Below are 16,561 nucleotides of genomic sequence, written 5' to 3'. Positions count from 1 at the left end.
CCATGGAACACCGATATTGCACGGCACACGCGCCAGGGCGAGGGCCGAAGCGGGCGCCCACCCGGCGCATCCGGTCCATGAACGCGACCTCGACGCGCGGCAAGCCCACGATGGGCGAAGTCGCGCCGTTCGTGCCACACCACGACCGAGCCGAGGAAAGGCGGGCCCGCAGCCCAGGGGGAATAACGCCCCCTGGGCTGGAGCAGCGGCTTCCGGTGCCATTTCGTGAGAGGGACGCTACGTCAATGGCATCCAGCCCAGGCAAACAGCGCCCATCAGGCCGCGCCCATCCACTTCACGAACCAATGACAATGTAGGGGTCGAAGTAGAAATACTCGACGGTCGCCCCGTCCCTCGTCAGTCCGAACACCAATCCGTACTGGAGCTCACCGCTCACGATCGTACTGGCATTGAACGTGACGTACGGGATGTAGCTGCGCGTCAAGCTGGCCGTGAGGTCCTGGTCGATGAGCGGGTTGTTGGGCCAATAGCTCCAGGAAGAAGGCGTCTGCGTCCACGACGCGGCATCGTCGCCGAACGCGATGAAGTCAGGCGTGGGGCCCGGATCCATGTCGAAGTTGGGGATGTCGATGGGCCGCTTCGAGGAATCCTTCATGTCCGCGACCTTGAGCTGGGTGCCCTGGAACGTATGCGCGATGATGCCGTTGGGCGCGAGCTTCACGGACGTGAGGTGGTTCTGCTCCTCCGTGTAGATGCGGATGTTCTCCCCCTTCGCGACGGGCACCTTGTAGTCGGCGTCTTGGGGCTTGTCGTTCACGACAAGCGGAGGATGCCCGACCGCGACCGCGGTGTTGACGGAGGCCCCGCCCTTGGGAAGTGCATTGGAATCAATCAGGAAGACGATCTTCGCCATGTAAGCACCAATTCTTTCGTGTGGTTGATGTCTATCGCTGCTGAACCCTCACATCGGATTCACGGCAAGGAGTTCATCCCGCCTGACGCAAACCAAAGCAACCCATGTGCCAACACCTGTTTGCCCATTGCCACGTCTGAAATCCACATGAAGACTGGAGTTCCGCCATGCAACTGACGCGTCAGCCGCTGCCGCTACCACTCCACGTCTTACGTGCAAGACATTGCTCCGCGCGCGCCCGAATCCAGCCCAATCGCAGACGCGAATCCGCCTCCATTCCAGCAGCAGCATATGGAATCAGGGAAGGATTGGACCCGCCCCATTCGGTCGTCAGGTCCCGCGGCGGGGCACAGGTTCGCGACGGTGCACGAAGTGATGGATACGTAGGAGAAACCCCTGAGGCACTGGTTCCGGCGGAATGGCCCTCACGAGGGACGTAGCGGACGAGTCCGCGGGACCTTCCCGCTGAACGACAGGCACGGTCATGACCTGTCAGGTGATTGGATTTGCTGCTCGCGCGAAGAGCGCTGACACGAGGCACTGCTGACACGTCAGACGCGCCATCAACGCGTCAGGCTTCAGGTGAGGAAGCATCGGCATCGTGAATCATTCGGACGTGCCACGTTGGCACTCCCACTCGAACGAGAGCGGCGGACCGCCTCGGAGCCGGGCAGACCTTCTCCAGCAAACCAACGCAGCCAGTGGGTACGAGCCCTCAAGACACGTAGGTCGAGACTCGCACCTCACACTTCCCCACGAAGGCGCGCGAGCCCACGGCCCGCGCGCCCCCCGTGGGCTCAGCTCCCGCGACGGCGGTAACCCGCCAGTCCCATCAGGCCCAGTAGCGCGAAGGCCGCCGCGGAGCCACCGGTGCTGCTGCACCCCGACTGTGCCACGACGCCCTCATCCGAGGAGATGCCTCCGGGCGGGGGCACGTTCGGCCCAGGCTCCGTGCCCGCGTCCCAGGCTGACGTCCCCGCGTCCGCCTCCGGCTGCGGCCCCGGCTCCTCGGCCTCACCCGCGTCCACGGGGTCCGGGTCCACGCTGCCCGCGTCCTCGGGCGAGCCGGCGTCCACCGGCGTCCCCGCGTCCACCGGCGTCCCCGCGTCCACGGGAGGCGGCTCCGGCTTCTGCTCGAGCACGTCCGACAGCACCGTCGCCTGAATGAAACCATCGTGGTAGACGACACCCACCGGCTTCACGGTGTCACTCCGGTAGAGGCCGAGCTTCAGGTAGTTGCGCTGGCCCGAGTACATCGTCATCGCGCCGCGCCTGGGCAGCACCAGTTCCTTGTTGTGCCACAGCTCGACGAAGCCCACCTTCGGGTCGGACGACCACTTCGCGTGCAGGATGAACTCGTGCCACACGCCTCGGGTGAGCTTCGTGCGCCACGGAATCTCGCTGGTGCCGGGGAGCGACAGTCGGATTTCCTCCCCCTTCACGTAGAACTCCACCGGCGGCGAACCACAGCATCCGTCGTGGTGCCACTGAGTGAAGAGCTGCCAGGTGTCCACGCTGGGGAAGTCGTTCGCGAACATCACCTTCCAGCGGTAGTAGTACTCCGAGCCCACCGGCTCGTTGCTGATGTAGACCAACTCGTTGCGATTCCCGCTGGCGTTGATGGGGTCGTCGCCCTGATGCACCGTCGCCTTCAGCGCGTATTTGCCCTCGGCCACGGGTGACGTCACCACCTGCAGCCGGTTCGCGTTCACCATCTGCTCGCGGGAGTACTGCGAGCGGTCACCCGTCTCGAAGTCCCCCCGCCACACGACGCCTGCCATGGCGAGCCCGGGGACGCACCACATCACAAGCCATACGGGGACAAAGGCTCTCAAAAGACATCCTCGCAAATGTTTTGAATGCAACGACCGACACACCGTACCGCAAACCATTGCCTGCTTCATTCCCCCGCGAAATCCTTCCCGCTGGTTCGGCAAGTGGGCAGCCGGGCGTGCAAGGCCTTGAATGTTTCACGCCATGTTTCACGTCGAGCGCAGGGCGGCTGACACACTCCGGGCGTCCTGGCAAGCCGACAGCAACACGTCGCGTCATCAACACGCCGGCCAACCTTCAAGCTGACTGGCGGCAGGTGTGGGGTATAGTCCGCACTTTCCGGCGCTCCGTTCCGGGGGCGCCCCGAGTGTCCCCATGCTTGTCCTGCGTGACGTCCAGAAGACCGACCTGCCCGGGCTGAAGAGGCTCGCGGCCGTGCTGAACACGGTGAACCTGCCGAACAACGAGGAAACGCTCTCGGCCATCGTGGACACGTCGGTGAAGAGCTTCGCGGGCAAGGTGAAGAACCCCTTCGAGCGCGAGTACCTGTTCGTGCTGGAGGACGTGCGCAACAGCCTCATCATCGGCACGTCGATGATCATCGCGCAGCACGGCACCTATGAGGCTCCGCACATCTATTACGAGGTGAGCGAGCGCGAGCACTACTCCGCGTCCCTCTCCCGTCACCTTCGCCACAAGGTCCTCTCCATCGCCTACAACTACGAGGGCCCCACCGAGGTGGGCGGCCTCGTCGTGGACCCGCCCTATCGCGCCACGCCGGACAAGCCCGGCAAGCAGCTGTCCTACGGGCGTTTCCTCTTCATCGCCATGCACCGGCGGCTCTTCCGCCCTCGCGTGCTGGCAGAGCTGCTGCCGCCGCTGCTTCCGGACGGCCGCAGCCTCTTGTGGGAGGCCTGCGGCAAGAAGTTCACCGGCCTCACCTACCAGGAGGCGGACCGCCTCAGCCGGCAGAACAAGGAGTTCATCAAGGAGCTCTTCCCCGCCTCGGACATCTACGCGTCGCTCTTCCCCGCGCGCGTGCAGAAGGTTCTGGGCGAGGTGGGCCCGCAGACGCGCGGCGTGCAGCGCATGCTGGAGCGCATCGGCTTCAGGTACATGGAGCGCATCGATCCGTTCGACGGCGGTCCCCACTTCGAGGCCGACACCGCCGACATCTCCCTGGTGCGCAAGTTCCGCACGCTCAAGGTGGCAGAGGAGGACTTCGACCTGGAGGGGGATGACGTCCTCGTCGCGGTGGAGAGTGACTCCGGCCGCAACCGCTTCCGCTCCGTGCGCTGCCAGGCCCGGCTGGAGAACACCCAGGCCTTCCTGCCCGCGCGAGCCAAGGAGGTCCTGGACGTCCAGGCCGGCGCGAAGGTGTCCATCATCCCCTTCGAATAGCCCACTGCCTCACGGCCGGCGCACTACCCGGTGCGCCCCGCGCAGCAGCGACAGCCAGCGCGCCCCCGCCTCCAGCGCGGGGCCCTGCGCCTCCGCCAGGGCGATGGGCAGGTGCGTATGCGGTGACACCTCGTCCAGGGACGTCGGGTCCAAATCCAACGTCCCGCCCTTCGCCAGCGCCACGCGCACCCAGGCGTGGGGACGCGCCGGCCCGCCGTCCACCACCAGCAGCCCGTGCACCAGCGCCACCTTCACGCCCCGCGCACGGGCCCCCGCCGCGAAGCGCAGCGCGTGCGCCAGGCACCCGCCCGCCTCGCCCTCGCCGTCCTCGCTCCAGTCCGCGCCACCGGGCGTCTTCTCCGGGAAGGCCGCGTGGACCTCGGCCGCAAGCGCCCGCGCCGCCGCCGCCTTCCACGGCGTCAGCCCCGCGAGCCGCGCTGGAACGTCGAGCGGCGGCTCCAGCGACAGCGCACCTCGGGCCCCCTCCACGAGCAGTCCGTCCGCGAAGAGCTCGGGAGGCGCGCGCAGCCGCTCCCCAGGCGCGGCCACGGTGAAGCGCGAGTCGCCCACCTCCAGCGCCTCCATTCGGCCGTCCGCCCCATAGCGGGCCTGGAAGGCCGTCCCCAGCAACGTTCCCTCCACGCGCCGGTCCTCCACCCGAGTGACGCAGTGCGGGCCCTCGCGGCCCGTCAGCTCCTCCCGCCCCACGACACATCCCACGGCGGGCACGCCCTTCCAGAGCCACAGCGCCTGCGGCACCGCCGGCGAGCCACGCACCTGCCCCTGGGCATCCACCTCCAGGGACTGTTCCCGGCGGCGCGCTCCCGCCTTTCCGGCGCGGGTGTGCAGGTGCTGGCTGACGTAGGTGAAACGGCCCGGCTCCAGTTTCAGCGTCACCGTGCCCACCGGCACGCCGCGCCAGGCGAAGACGTAACGCGTGGAATCCGCCTGGGGCGAGGGTGGCGCGCCAGCACTGCCTGGATTCTCTGGCTTTACCGGGAGCGTCAGCAGCAGCAGGGCAAGCAGGGTGGCCACGGCCCCAGTGTGCGGCGTTTTGAGGACCGGCGCGAGAAGGCGGAGTAGCGTTCCACTCCTTCATGGGCGCCAAACGGTACCTGTTCACGTTCGGCCTGGCGGCAGGGCTGGTCTCCGCGCTCCTCCTCGGGGGGATGCTGCGAGCCGTGTCCGGGGGGCCGCTTCCGAATGCCACCTGGGCGGTGGTGCTGCTCGCCACGCCCGCGCTCTATCTCGCGGGGGGGTACCTCGCGTGGTTCCGCTGGGCGGCGCAGCGGCGGCGGGTGCGCCGGCAGGTGATGGCGCGGCTGGCGGAGGGCGACCTCACCACCACGGTGGGGCCGCGCTATGAAGGCCACGAGGACGTGCGCCGCCTCATCCTGTCCCTGCGGCGCGCCCTGGCGCAGGTGCAGCGGGTGACGGCCAACCTGCACCGCACCAGCACGGACGTGAGCGGGCAGGCCCGGATGCTGCTGGAGGCCGCGCGGCGGCAGGGCGGCGCGGTGGAGCGCACGCTGGAGGCCGTCAGCGGCATGGGCGGCAGCCTCCAAGTGGCCGGCAAGCGGGTGCACCAACTGGAGGTCTTCGCCGTCGACACCACCGGCGCGCTGCTGGAGATGACGGAGCGGCTGGAGCAGGTGGTGGACTCGCTGGCCCAGGTCAACACCTTCGCCCACAACACCACGTCGCTGATGCAGGCCATGGCCGAGCGGATGGCCAACATCGCCGCGTCCGGTGACGAACTGGGCCGCTTCGCCAGCGAGGCCGAGGACTTCGTCGCCGCCGTGGAAGGCGGCATCGATTCCGTGCGCCGCCGTGCCAACGAGACGAACCAGTTGGCCATCGCCGTGACGGCCACCGCCGAGCGCGGCGAGGTGCTGGTGGGCGACAGCGTCAAGGGCATGTACCGGGTGGAGGAGACGGTCCGGAAGGCCGCCGAGTTGATGGAGATGCTGGGCACGCGCTCGACGGAAATCGGCCGCATCGTCGACGTCATCCAGGAGATTGCGGACCAGACCAACCTGCTGGCCCTCAATGCCGCCATCATCGCCGCCCAGGCGGGCGTGCAGGGGCGGCCCTTCGGCGTGGTGGCCAACGAGATTCGCAACCTGGCCGAGCGCACCACGCGTTCCACCCGCGAAATCGGCGCCATGGTGGCGGGCGTGCGCGACGCCGTGCAGACGGCGGTGGCGCTGGTGCAGGAAGGCCGCGAGCGAGCCACCGCGGGTGTGGCCCTGGGCGACCGTGCCGCCGAGGCCCTGGTGGAGATTCGCACCATCACCCAGCGCACCTTCACCGCAGTTGAAGCCACGGTGGCGGAGACGCAACGGCTGGAGGCGCAGGGTGCCACGGTCGTGGAGGCCAGCCGCCGCGTGGCCCTGCGGGTGGAGAACGTCACGCGCATGGCCATCGAACAGTCCGGCCACGCGCGCGAGCTGCTGCGCCAGACGCAGGAGATGGCCCGCGTGGGCCAGGGCGCCTCGCAGAAGGCGGAGGCCCAGGCGCGCACCGGGCGCGACCTCTCCGAGTCGGTGGTGCGGCTGAGCGCCGCCCTGGAGGAGCTGCGCTCCGCCAACGTGGTGCTCACCAAGGCCGACGCCTCCATCCGCGAGGAAGTCGCCCAGGTGCGAGAGGACGCACGCCGGGTCATCCGCATCGGCGACGGGCTGACGCGAACGGTGGACCAACTGGGCCACGAAGCCGAGGGCCTGGAAGCGGAGGTGTACCACTTCAAGCTCCCCACGCCCCACTCCGGCGGGACGCTGCGCGTGGGCATGCACCAGGCTGCGTCGCTGCGGAACCGCCAGGCGGTGGACCCGCTCTTCAGCGTGGAGAACCAGGTCTCCGAGCTCACCGCGTGCGTGTTCTCCACGCTGGTGCGCAGAGAGGACGGCGGGCTGGAGCCCGACCTGGCCGAGCGCTGGGACGCAGACCCTTCCGCGCGCCGCTACCGCTTCTATCTGCGCCGTGGCGTCACCTTCCACGACGGCACGCTGCTGACGGCGAGCGACGTGAAGCGCCACCTGGAGCGGCTGCTGGACCCGGCGCTCCGCTCGCCCGACCGGAGCCTCTTGGAGGACGTGGAGGGCGCGCCGGAGTACGCCGCTGGCATGGCGCGCGACGTGTCCGGCCTGGAAGTGCTGGACGACCACACGCTGGAGATTCGCCTCCGCGAGCCCAAGGCGTTCTTCCTCCAGTTGATGGCGCTCACCGCCACCGCGGTGGCCCGGACGGACGCCAACGGGCGGCTGGTGGGCACCGGGCCGTTCCGGCTCCTCGCCCTGGAACCCGAGCACGTGGTGCTGGAGCGGAACCCCTCTTACTGGCGCCCGGGCGGACCGATGGTGGACCGGCTGGAGTTCCTGCTCGCCGGTTCTCGCAAGGAAGCGGTGACGCTGCTGCGCCAGGGGGCGGTGGACCTGGTGTCGTTCCTCGATACGGAGCATGTGGAGCTGCCCGGCCTGGAGGCCTTCCAGCTTGCCGCGAGCACCACGCCCTCCACGGCCTTCGTGGTGCTCAACCACCGGGAGGCGCCCTTCGACGACGTGAGAGTCCGTCGCGCACTCCGCGCGGGCATGGACATCCAGGCCATGGTGAGCCAGTTCCACCCCGGCGCGCGCGTGGCTCGCTCGCTGACCCCACCCGAGCTGCTGGATGACGCGGACATGGGACCCGCGCCCGTACCGGACGTGGCCCTCGCCGAGCGGTTGCTGCGAGAGGCAGGCCTGCGCAGGCTGCGGCTGACGCTCCACCGTCCCACCGGCAGTGACCACTCCGCGGAGGACGCGGTGCTCTTCCGCCCGCTGCTCCAGGCCGGGCTGCTGGAGTTGCGCTACGTGGAGATGTCGCGCGAGGAATACACGGCCCAGGTGACCGAGGGCCGCCTCCCCGCCTTCCGCAACCGCTGGCTGGCCGACTACCCGGACCCGGACACCTTCCTGTACTTCCTCCTCCACTCCAACGCCCAGACGGTGTTCCCCATGGGCTACCGGAACCCGGAGCTGGACCGCCTCACCGCCGAGGCCCGCGTCTCCATCGACCCGGAGCTGCGCCGTCAGCTCTATCTGCGCGCGGAGCAGCTGTTCCAGGAGGACTGCCCCCTCATCCCGCTGTACCACGACCGCGCCCACGCGGCCGCGACCCCCGCGGTCCAAAACCTGCGGCTGCACCAGACGCCGCCCCAGGTGCGCTTCGACGACCTCTGGGTCGACCCGAACGCCTCCACCTGAGACAGCCCGAGGCACGGGGGGCGCGCGACGCCGGCATCACGGAGATTCGACTCTCATTCGCGAGGGTCCACCATGGCGCTGCGGCCAGCCGCGGTCTTCCGTCGTGAAGTCCCGCCCCAGGCCATACGACTCCAGTCGCCACACGCCATCGCGGTTCAAGACGACATACAGGTGCTGCCCCAGGAACGCGGCACCCGCCACCCGCGGGCGACTGGGAAGCGGGCAACTGCCGACTCGGGCGCCTTGAGCAAAGAACTGTATCCAGGCCTGGTGGCCCTCCGGCAGTTCGGCGTCAGCGAGCACCCCCACCGCGCCCCCTTGAAGCAACGCGGCTTCGTACACCATGCCCGGTGCCACCTCATCCGGAAGCGCATCCACCTCCCACACCACGTGTCCGGACTCCGGGTCCACGGCGCGAAGCACGACACGCTCCTCCCGCGCCGTGCAGGGAACGCCGTCCGTGCGCGCACATGCCCGTGCGAAGAGATGACCAGGCTGTCCAGCCGAGGACAGCAGCGCCGGCTCCGCGATGGGCACCCGCACGCGGGCTCCACCGCCCCCTTCGGAGAGCATGACGGGCACGCCGCCATCCTCCGGCACAAAGGCTCGCGCTCCCACCAGCAGCCGCCCACCCGCGATGGCCAGTGACGCACCTCCATCCGGAACACCGCCATCCCGCAGCGCGCTCAACTTCAACTCCGTCCCCCCACCGCCATCTGTCACTCCTGGCGACACCTCCACCCGCGCCAGCCGTCCATCCACCGTGTAGAGATAGGCCGTCCCCAGCACGTCCAGCCCCAGCCGCGCCTCTCCTCGCCAGGCTTCGACCTGTGACGCGCCCAGCAACGTGCCCGCGTCCTCGCGACCCGACAGCCAGACGAGCCTCGCGGATTCGGGCGCGGTGCCGCCATCATCCACGCCGCCGGCATCCGGCACGGCCCGCCACGCGACGTAGGCGAGGATGTCCTCCTCATGCGTGAGTGCGATGTGGCTCGCGGCGGCTCCTCCCAGCGGCAGGCCCTCGCCCGCCCCTAGCGACGCCCACGAGGCCTGCCATAGGCGCGCACCGGAGCCGCGCGGCGCATAGGCCTCGAGCCCCTCTGGCGCATGGACCACCACGCCCGCATCCGACGCGGCCAGCAGCGTCCGCGCGCCCCCATCCGGATACGAAGACGCGTACCGCAGCAGCCCAGAGCGCGTGTACGCGACCAACTGGCAGCCCGCGTCCCCGCCACACACGGAGGTGTAGAGAGCGTCCTCCGAGACGAGCAATACCGTCCCACCGTCCGCCTCCACCGGCACGCCTTCCAGCTCCAGGCTGAGCTCCGGCGCGAGTTCGACAGGGTCCGGCCGCTGACACACGCCGCCCTGGCACGTCCCTTCTCCCTGGCAGGCGGTAGCGGGCGCGCAGACGAAGCCCTCGGGTGGCGTCACCTCCCGGCATGCGCCGCTGAAGCACAGACGCGCCGTCTGACAGTCCGCCGGGCCGCAAGGACTGAAGTCGTCGGCGTCCACCGCCGTGCAGCCCTCATCCCGGTCGCACAACCCCACCTTGCAGGGGTTCTCCGGCGCGGGGCACGCCACCCGCGACGTCACACACCCCCGCGTGGGTGAACACGCATCCACCGTGCACGGATTGTTGTCATCACACGTCCTCGGGTGGCCCACGCAGACGCTCGCCTGGCAGCGGCCATCCACCTGACAGCGGCTCTCCGGCGTGCACGCGGCGCCTTCCTCCAGCGGCGTTTCCACGCACGTCCCGGATGCCACGTCGAAGCGGGAGTCGAAGCAGGGGCGCTCCGGACACGGCGTGGGCCGGATGCCCAGGCCCGTGAGGCGAACGGACTCCGTCAGCCCCGCGCCTGACAGCAGCAGCATCCCCTCCGACGGCCCATGCCCCGCGGTGAAGACGACCTCCACTTCAGTCGCGCCACCGCCAGATACGCTCACCTCGGACGCCACCACGGCGAAGGGCGCCTCCACGGATGCCGCCACCGTCAGGCCCACACGGCCCGTGGCCAGCACCGTCACCGCGCGGCGCGCCTGCGTCCCCTCCAGCACACGGCCGAAGTCCACCACCGCATCCCGGGGCCGGAACCCCTGACGCGAGCCTCCCGTCCCGGAGTCCCCCGACTGGCACCCGCCCACGGCGAGCATGAGCGCCACCAACAATGGACTCCAGGAACGCGCCTGCGGATGCATGTCCGCGACTCAAGCGCGGGGCCGCGCGCCCCTGCAATGCAACACCAAGGCGCCGTCCTGAGACGAACTCAAGGCCCCGGCGCGGGGGCACGGCGCCGGGCCAACATCCGGATGCCCACGCCAATGGCACCAATGACGACCAGTCCCACCACCGCGTACTGGTACCGGGTGACGAGCGCCGTCAGCCGCTCCAGATTGCCGCCCACCGCCGTGCCCAGCCCCAGCACCAGCCCGGTATGTGCCATGGCGGACACCGCGCCCAGCGCCAGCGCGTTGAAGCGCGGCATGCGAGAGGCGCCCGCGGCGACGAAGATGAGGCCCCGGATGCCCGGCAGGAAACGATTCACCAGCAGCAGCCACGGCCCATTCACGCGCATGCGCGCTTGAACCTGTTCCAGCCGCGCATGGGTGATGCCGAAGAAGCTGCGCTCGGGGTGGGCGTCGAAGCGCTTCGCCAGCCAGTGCCCCACCGCGTAGTTGATGGCCGCGCCCACCACGCTGCCCACCGTCACCACCAGGAAGACGAGCATCCACGGCTGCGAACCACGCACCGCATACACGCCCCCCAGCAGGGTGATGGTGTCCCCGGGAAAGGGCGGCACGACGTACTCCAGCATCGCCGCCAGCCCCAGCACCAGCAGGCCCAGTGGCCCCAGGGCCGAGATGAGCTGGTCGATGTATTCCACCATCCGAGCGTGCGACCTCCGGCGAGCCGTGCGCCGTCGGATTTAAGTCGGACGCCGCCGATGCGAAAGCGGCATCCACTCCGCCCCGCCCGCGGTGAACATCACCGGAGCGCGCGCCCGGCGCGAACCGCCGCCCCAGGGCCTGTCGCCCGAAGGAATGCCGGCATCCGTGCGGTAGGTCCCCGAACGGGGGCTCAGCCCGACCACGACAGGGCGCGCCCACCGTGACTACCCTTCAATTGCGCCCTTCAATCACGTGGACCTTCCGGGAGGAACGCATCCATGGCGGGCCCATCCCTCACCGAGGTCTCTCGCCATGTCCTATCGCGTCACCATCGCCCCTGAGCTCACGGAAGCCTACCAGCAGCTGCCTCTCTCCGAGCGCCAACCCATCCAGGAGCGGCTGGACATGCTCGCCGCGGCCGCCGAGGACGCCGCCTACTCCCCGTCCAGGATGCGCCGACCCCATGCGAGCGAGCTCGCGGTCGTCTCCCCCGGTGCACACCAAATCTTCCTGGGCGACCAGTGGATTGCGTACCGCGTCCAGGCCGAGGACCGCACCCTCCAGTTGCTGGACTTTGGCAGCTGGAGCAAGAGCCCGCTGGCACGACAGGCGCCCCCCGCGGCGGAATGGCACAGCTCGGGTCACCGGGAGGATGGCTGGGACAACGAGGGCGGCGGCAGTCCCCCCTACACGCCCTAGGCCTCAGCCCTCCGCGCGCACGTCACGGCGTCGTGGACGCAGGCGGCTCGGAGGGCCGCGGCATCACCGTGCCGCCGTACTGCGTGGCCGCCAGCGTGCCACACGCCGCGCCAATCTCCTTGCCACCGGAGTACCGCCGCGCCACCGGTGACTTGAGAATCTGGAGGTGGTCGCGGAACGCGCTCAACTCCTCGGGCGTGGGCGGCAGGTACTTTCCGGTGGGGTCCGTCACGTCGATGAGGTCCACCTTGATGCGGATGCCTTCGAAGGCGGCCTTCAGCGCCTCGGCGTCCTCGCGGCCCATGTTGAAGCCGCTGATGGCGACATAGGCGATCATCGCCCGCTCACGCCGCACCTCGCTGTACTCGCGGATGGCGGCGATGAGCTCCGGCAGCGGGTGCGTCTTCTCAATCGGCAGCACCTTCGCGCGCTTCTCCGCGATGGCGCTCGTCACGGAGAAGGCCAGCCGGTACGGATGCCCTTCGCGCACGTAGCGGCGGATCGCCGGCACATGGCCCGCCGTGGAGAAGGTAATCGCCTCGCCCGCGATGGAGAACCCCGCCGGGTGCCGCAGGATGTCCGCGGCCCGCAGCGTCTCCTTGTAGTTGAGGAGCGGCTCCCCCATCCCCATGAAGACGACGCCGCGCACCGGCCGGTCCGCTTCCTCCCGGACCTGGAGCACCTGGTCCAATATCTCCCAGGTCTGGAGATTCCTTTTGAAGCCCAACTTCCCCGTCATGCAGAAGTCGCACGCCAGCGCGCAGCCCACCTGGCTGGAGACGCAGATGACGTACTTCTCATCGAAGATGGGGATGCGGACCGCTTCAATACGTCCGCCCAGCGGCGAGTCGAAGAGGTACTTCACGAAGCCGTCGTCCGCGCGGCGGCGCTCGACGATTGCCAGCTTCGGCATCTCCGCGTGGGCACGCAGGTGGTCTCCCACGCGACGCGGCACCTGGCGGGCCGAAGCGACATCCTCCACGGACTGCGCACCGTGGGCGAAGACGGCCGCGAACACCTTGCGGACGGCGGTGGGCGACGGGGAGAACGGCGCGAGCGCGGCCTCCAACTCCTGCAACGACAATGACTTCAGGTTCACGAGGCGGACTTGATTTTGGAGCGAAGGAACTCGGTGAGCTTCTCGGAGACTTCCTTCGGCATCTTCGCCACCAGCGCCTTCTTGCATAGCCCGGGCGTGGCCCGGTAGGTGCGCAGGAAGTCCACACAGGGGCTGCACCCGCGCAGGTGCTCACGCAGGTGCTGTGTGTCCTCGGGAGACATCTCTCCGTCGAGGAATTGCAGCAGGAGGTTGATGGAATCTTTGCAGTTGTACATCCGAACCTCGGCTGGCTGCGGCGCGCCCTCGTTCCTCTCGATGATGCCGAGCGCTTCGTCGCGTTTCACAACTCGCGGCTGTCCCGGTTGTAGAAAGCGTCGATGGCTTCACGGAGCGCGAGCCGTGCCCGGTGCAACCGGCTCTTGATGGCGGGGATGGAGTCCCCCGTCGCCTCTGCAATCTGTTCGTAACTGAGGCCCTCCACGTCTTTCAATAGGAAGACCTCCCGATACCCCTCGGGCAGGCGGTCCGAGGCTTGCTGGATGGCGGAGCCCAGCTCGGCGTCCAGGGCCTTCTCCTCGGCGTCCCGGCTCCAATCCGTCTGGGGATAATCCGCCAGGGAGCCCCGCTCGGTGAACTCCGGGCCCTGGAGCTCCTGCTCGGCTGCCTGGGCCACGCGGCGGTGGCGCAGGCGCATGAGCGCATGGTTGGCGGCGATGCGGTGCACCCAGGAGCCGAAGGCCGCATCCCCCCGGAAATCCTTCAGGTGTTGGTAGGCGGACAGGAAGGTATCCTGGGTGATTTCGGCCGCGTCGGCCTCCGAACGGGTCATCCGGAGCGCCAGGCCATACACCTTGTCCCGGTGGGCATCCACCAGGGCCTCGAAGGCGGAAACGTCTCCATCCTGTGCGCGAGAGAGGAGCTGACGGTCCTCCTCCCTGATGGCCTCGTCGGACATGGCGGGGCGCACCCAACCAGCCAGAAAGCCCGCCGTCAAGCGGGCTTGCGGCGCCCCGGTGGCGGCCCCTTGCTGACATGTTGACTGTCCCGGACCCACAACCGGAAGGGTTCGGCGGCCCACGCCCCGGCGTAGTCCACGCCAATCCGAGGCCCCCGGGACACGGCTGACTCGGGAACAGGCGTCCCGGGTCGCAGGTGCATCGCGGGCGTGCACAGGCCCCGCCGGTTGTGCGCCCGGGTGAGGCCCAGCGCCTTGCACAGGCGGCCCGGCCCGTCCGTGCGCGTCCCCGGGGGCAGGCCCTCCACCGGCTCCACCGCCCGCACCAGCACCGCCGCGCCCACCCCCGTGGCATCCGTCACCACGTTGAAACAGTGGTGCATGCCATAAATCAGATAGACGTACGCCACGCCGGCCGGTCCGAACATGACCTCGGTGCGAGGGGTGAGCCCCTTGGCCGCGTGGCACGCCAGGTCGTGCTCGCCGATATAGGCCTCCGTCTCCACGATGCGGCCCACCCGGCGCTGTCCGCCCTCCTCCACCACCAGCAAGGCGCCGAGCAGCTCCCGGGCGACCACCAGCGCGGGACGGGCGTAGAAAGACTCCGGCAACCAGTTCACGCCTGGATGTTAACGGCCCTTCCGTTCGGAAAGCGAAGAACCCAGACACACTCGGAGAGCGTCCGCAGTTCCCACCGGCGCAGGGCTGGGGCAGATTGCATCGCACCATGTCCACCCCCGGCCGGCTCTCCGGTCTCTTGCTCCCGCTTTTCTCCCTCCGCTCGCAGACCGACTTTGGCATCGGTGACTTCGGTGCCCTGGAGGGACTGTTCACCTGGATGAAGGCCGCCCGCCAGCGGATGCTGATGGTGCTGCCGCTGCTGCCCACCGCGCCGGGCGACTCGAGCCCCTACGCGACGCGCTCGGCCTTCGGCCTCAATCCCCTCTTCATCGACCTGCAGCGGCTGCCGGAGTTCACCGCGGCCGGCGGCGAGGCGGCCCTGTCCGACGCGCAGCGCGCCCAACTGGCCGAGGCGCGCTCGGCGCCGCGCGTGCGCTACGACCTGGTCTTCCCCCTCAAGGACACCGCCTTCGCGCGCGCCTTCGACGTCTTCGAAGCGCAGCACTGGGCGCCCCAGTCCGAGCGGGCGAAGGCCTTCCGCCAGTGGCGCGACGCCCAGGGCGAATGGCTGGAGAGCTACGCGCTCTTCACCGCCATCAGCGAGCAGGAGGACCGCCGCCCGTGGTGGGAGTGGCCGGAGCCGCTGAGCACGCGTCAACCCGAGGCCCTGGCCCAGAAGTCCCGGGAGCTGGAGCGCCGCGTGCGCTACCACGCCTGGCTCCAGTGGGTGGCCGAGCAGCAATGGAACGAGGTGCGGACGCAGGCCCGCGCCAAGGACGTCCTCCTGTGCGGCGACGAGCCGTTCATCATCGGTCAGGACAGCGCGGACGTGTGGGCGCACCCGGACATCCTGCGGCGCGACGCCCGCCTGGGCGTGCCTCCGGATGACTTCTCCGCCACGGGCCAGGACTGGGGCCTGCCCTACTTCGACCTGGCGGCCATGGAGAAGGACGACTTCGCGTGGCTGAAGATGCGCGCGAAGAAGGCGGCCAGCTACTACGACTTGCGCCGGGTGGACCACGCGGTGGGGTACTTCCGGCAGTGGATTCGCGACGCACAGACGCCCACCGGGCGCTTCATCCCGCCGGACGAGGAGAGCCACCGCCGCCTGGGCGAGAAGACCTTCCGCCTGCTGTCCGAGGGCGCCGGCATCGTCGCCGAGGACCTGGGCGTGATTCCGCCCTTCGTGCGCCACATCCTCGCGGAGCTCAAGCTGCCCGGCTACCGGGTGATGCGCTGGGAGCGCGACGACAACCACTACCGCGACCCGCGCCAGTTCCCTGCGGTGTCCCTGGTCACCACCGGCACGCATGACACGGACACGGTGGCTGAGTGGTGGGAGGGCGCGGGCGACCACGAGCGGCAGGCGGCGGCGCGCTCGTGGCCGGAGCTCAACGGCGTGGCCATCACCCGCGAGTTCACCCCGGACGTGCACCGGGCCATGCTGGCCTCGGCGCTCAACGCCAACAGCGACCTGTGCGTGTTGCCCTGGCAGGACGTGCTCGGCACCCGGGACCGCATCAACCTGCCCGGCTCCATGAGCGATTCGAACTGGGCCTACCGCATCGAGCAGAACGTGAGCGACCTGCTCACCGATTCGCGCACGCGCGAGGCCGCCGAGCGGCTGGCCTGGCTCACCGCGTCCGCGCGGCGCTGAGACACCGTCCGCCCGGGGCCCCGAAGTGAGCGGACACGCGCGGCCGTGACGGCCTCACGGCTTGATGCACTTCACCTGGGCCGGGAAGCCGTCGAACAGGGCGCAGGTGCGGTTGGAGTTGGCGCACTCCAGCCGCTCGCAGATGTCGTCGAAGACGCAGATGGGCGGCGAGCGGCCGAACTCCAGGAAGATTTCCGTGCAGAACTGGTACGGGTTCACGCAGCCGAACGAGCCGCAGTAGGGCGCGTCCGACAAGCTCTCGCCCTCCTTGGGGCGCACCGCCTCGTCCTCGGAGACACCACACGAGGACGCGCATACCGCGAGCACGGAGAACACCAGGCTTCTGATTCGCCGGGACTGGGCCATGGCCCCCCATCTTGGGCCA

14 protein-coding genes are annotated in these 16,561 nt (G+C 69.3%); 4 read left to right on the top strand and 10 right to left on the bottom strand.

Annotated elements, in window-relative coordinates; genetic code table 11:
* Positions 1 to 295: 295 nt before the first annotated feature.
* Positions 296 to 874, bottom strand: coding sequence for a hypothetical protein (locus F8M74_RS05665; RefSeq protein ID WP_141252744.1), 579 nt, complete (start codon positions 872 to 874; stop codon positions 296 to 298).
* 797 nt (positions 875 to 1,671) lie between these two features.
* A complete protein-coding gene (locus F8M74_RS05660; protein ID WP_141252759.1) occupies positions 1,672 to 2,766 on the bottom strand; it encodes a heparin lyase I family protein in 1,095 nt (364 codons plus the stop codon).
* A gap of 256 nt (positions 2,767 to 3,022) precedes the next feature.
* Between F8M74_RS05660 and F8M74_RS05655 the strand changes: the two genes are divergently transcribed.
* On the top strand, positions 3,023 to 4,048 hold the full coding sequence (locus F8M74_RS05655; protein ID WP_141252745.1) for an arginine N-succinyltransferase: 1,026 nt from the start codon (positions 3,023 to 3,025) through the stop codon (positions 4,046 to 4,048).
* Positions 4,049 to 4,057: 9 nt separating this feature from the next.
* Here the strand turns inward: F8M74_RS05655 and F8M74_RS05650 are convergent, their stop codons facing one another.
* Positions 4,058 to 5,083, bottom strand: coding sequence for a lasso peptide biosynthesis protein (locus F8M74_RS05650; RefSeq protein ID WP_141252746.1), 1,026 nt, complete (start codon positions 5,081 to 5,083; stop codon positions 4,058 to 4,060).
* A gap of 62 nt (positions 5,084 to 5,145) precedes the next feature.
* Between F8M74_RS05650 and F8M74_RS05645 the strand changes: the two genes are divergently transcribed.
* The gene (locus F8M74_RS05645) at positions 5,146 to 8,292 is read left to right on the top strand and encodes an ABC transporter substrate-binding protein (RefSeq protein ID WP_141252747.1); all 3,147 of its coding nucleotides are present in this window, start codon (positions 5,146 to 5,148) and stop codon (positions 8,290 to 8,292) included.
* A 36-nt stretch (positions 8,293 to 8,328) separates the two neighbouring features.
* On the opposite strand, the gene F8M74_RS05640 is transcribed toward F8M74_RS05645, so the two are convergent.
* Together F8M74_RS05640 and F8M74_RS05635 are read right to left on the bottom strand one after the other, a co-directional pair.
* Complete coding sequence (locus F8M74_RS05640) at positions 8,329 to 10,449, bottom strand: hypothetical protein (RefSeq protein ID WP_228559491.1); 2,121 nt, start codon at positions 10,447 to 10,449, stop codon at positions 8,329 to 8,331.
* Positions 10,450 to 10,562: 113 nt separating this feature from the next.
* A complete protein-coding gene (locus tag F8M74_RS05635) occupies positions 10,563 to 11,183 on the bottom strand; it encodes a DedA family protein (RefSeq protein ID WP_141252749.1) in 621 nt (206 codons plus the stop codon).
* Between the two features lie 313 nt (positions 11,184 to 11,496).
* Here F8M74_RS05635 and F8M74_RS05630 point away from each other — a divergent pair, with 313 nt between their 5' ends.
* Positions 11,497 to 11,883, top strand: a complete 387-nt coding sequence (locus F8M74_RS05630; RefSeq protein WP_133453620.1) for a hypothetical protein — start codon at positions 11,497 to 11,499, stop codon at positions 11,881 to 11,883.
* Positions 11,884 to 11,905: 22 nt separating this feature from the next.
* Here the strand turns inward: F8M74_RS05630 and F8M74_RS05625 are convergent, their stop codons facing one another.
* The 4 genes from F8M74_RS05625 to F8M74_RS05610 are packed head-to-tail and all read right to left on the bottom strand — an operon-like array spanning position 11,906 to position 14,518.
* A complete protein-coding gene (locus F8M74_RS05625) occupies positions 11,906 to 12,982 on the bottom strand; it encodes a radical SAM protein (RefSeq protein WP_141252751.1) in 1,077 nt (358 codons plus the stop codon).
* The gene (locus F8M74_RS05620) at positions 12,979 to 13,287 is read right to left on the bottom strand and encodes an anti-sigma factor (protein ID WP_020478006.1); all 309 of its coding nucleotides are present in this window, start codon (positions 13,285 to 13,287) and stop codon (positions 12,979 to 12,981) included. The genes F8M74_RS05625 and F8M74_RS05620 overlap by 4 nt, the downstream gene beginning before the upstream one ends.
* Positions 13,284 to 13,898 carry an RNA polymerase sigma factor gene (locus tag F8M74_RS05615; protein WP_140795401.1) on the bottom strand — a complete coding sequence of 205 codons (615 nt, stop codon included), beginning with the start codon at positions 13,896 to 13,898 and terminating at the stop codon, positions 13,284 to 13,286. The genes F8M74_RS05620 and F8M74_RS05615 overlap by 4 nt, the downstream gene beginning before the upstream one ends.
* Before the next feature lie 35 nt (positions 13,899 to 13,933).
* Positions 13,934 to 14,518 carry a DNA-3-methyladenine glycosylase gene (locus F8M74_RS05610; RefSeq protein ID WP_141252752.1) on the bottom strand — a complete coding sequence of 195 codons (585 nt, stop codon included), beginning with the start codon at positions 14,516 to 14,518 and terminating at the stop codon, positions 13,934 to 13,936.
* Positions 14,519 to 14,625: 107 nt separating this feature from the next.
* Between F8M74_RS05610 and F8M74_RS05605 the strand changes: the two genes are divergently transcribed.
* Positions 14,626 to 16,176, top strand: coding sequence for a 4-alpha-glucanotransferase (locus F8M74_RS05605; protein WP_141252753.1), 1,551 nt, complete (start codon positions 14,626 to 14,628; stop codon positions 16,174 to 16,176).
* A gap of 54 nt (positions 16,177 to 16,230) precedes the next feature.
* Here the strand turns inward: F8M74_RS05605 and F8M74_RS05600 are convergent, their stop codons facing one another.
* On the bottom strand, positions 16,231 to 16,542 hold the full coding sequence (locus tag F8M74_RS05600) for a hypothetical protein (protein WP_141252754.1): 312 nt from the start codon (positions 16,540 to 16,542) through the stop codon (positions 16,231 to 16,233).
* Between the last annotated feature and the right edge of the window lie 19 nt (positions 16,543 to 16,561).

The organism is Myxococcus sp. CA023, from assembly GCF_010998615.1.
Classification (GTDB): Bacteria; Myxococcota; Myxococcia; order Myxococcales; family Myxococcaceae; genus Myxococcus.
Note: the sequence above shows the minus strand (reverse complement) of the source record. Positions and strands in the feature narration are given on the sequence as shown.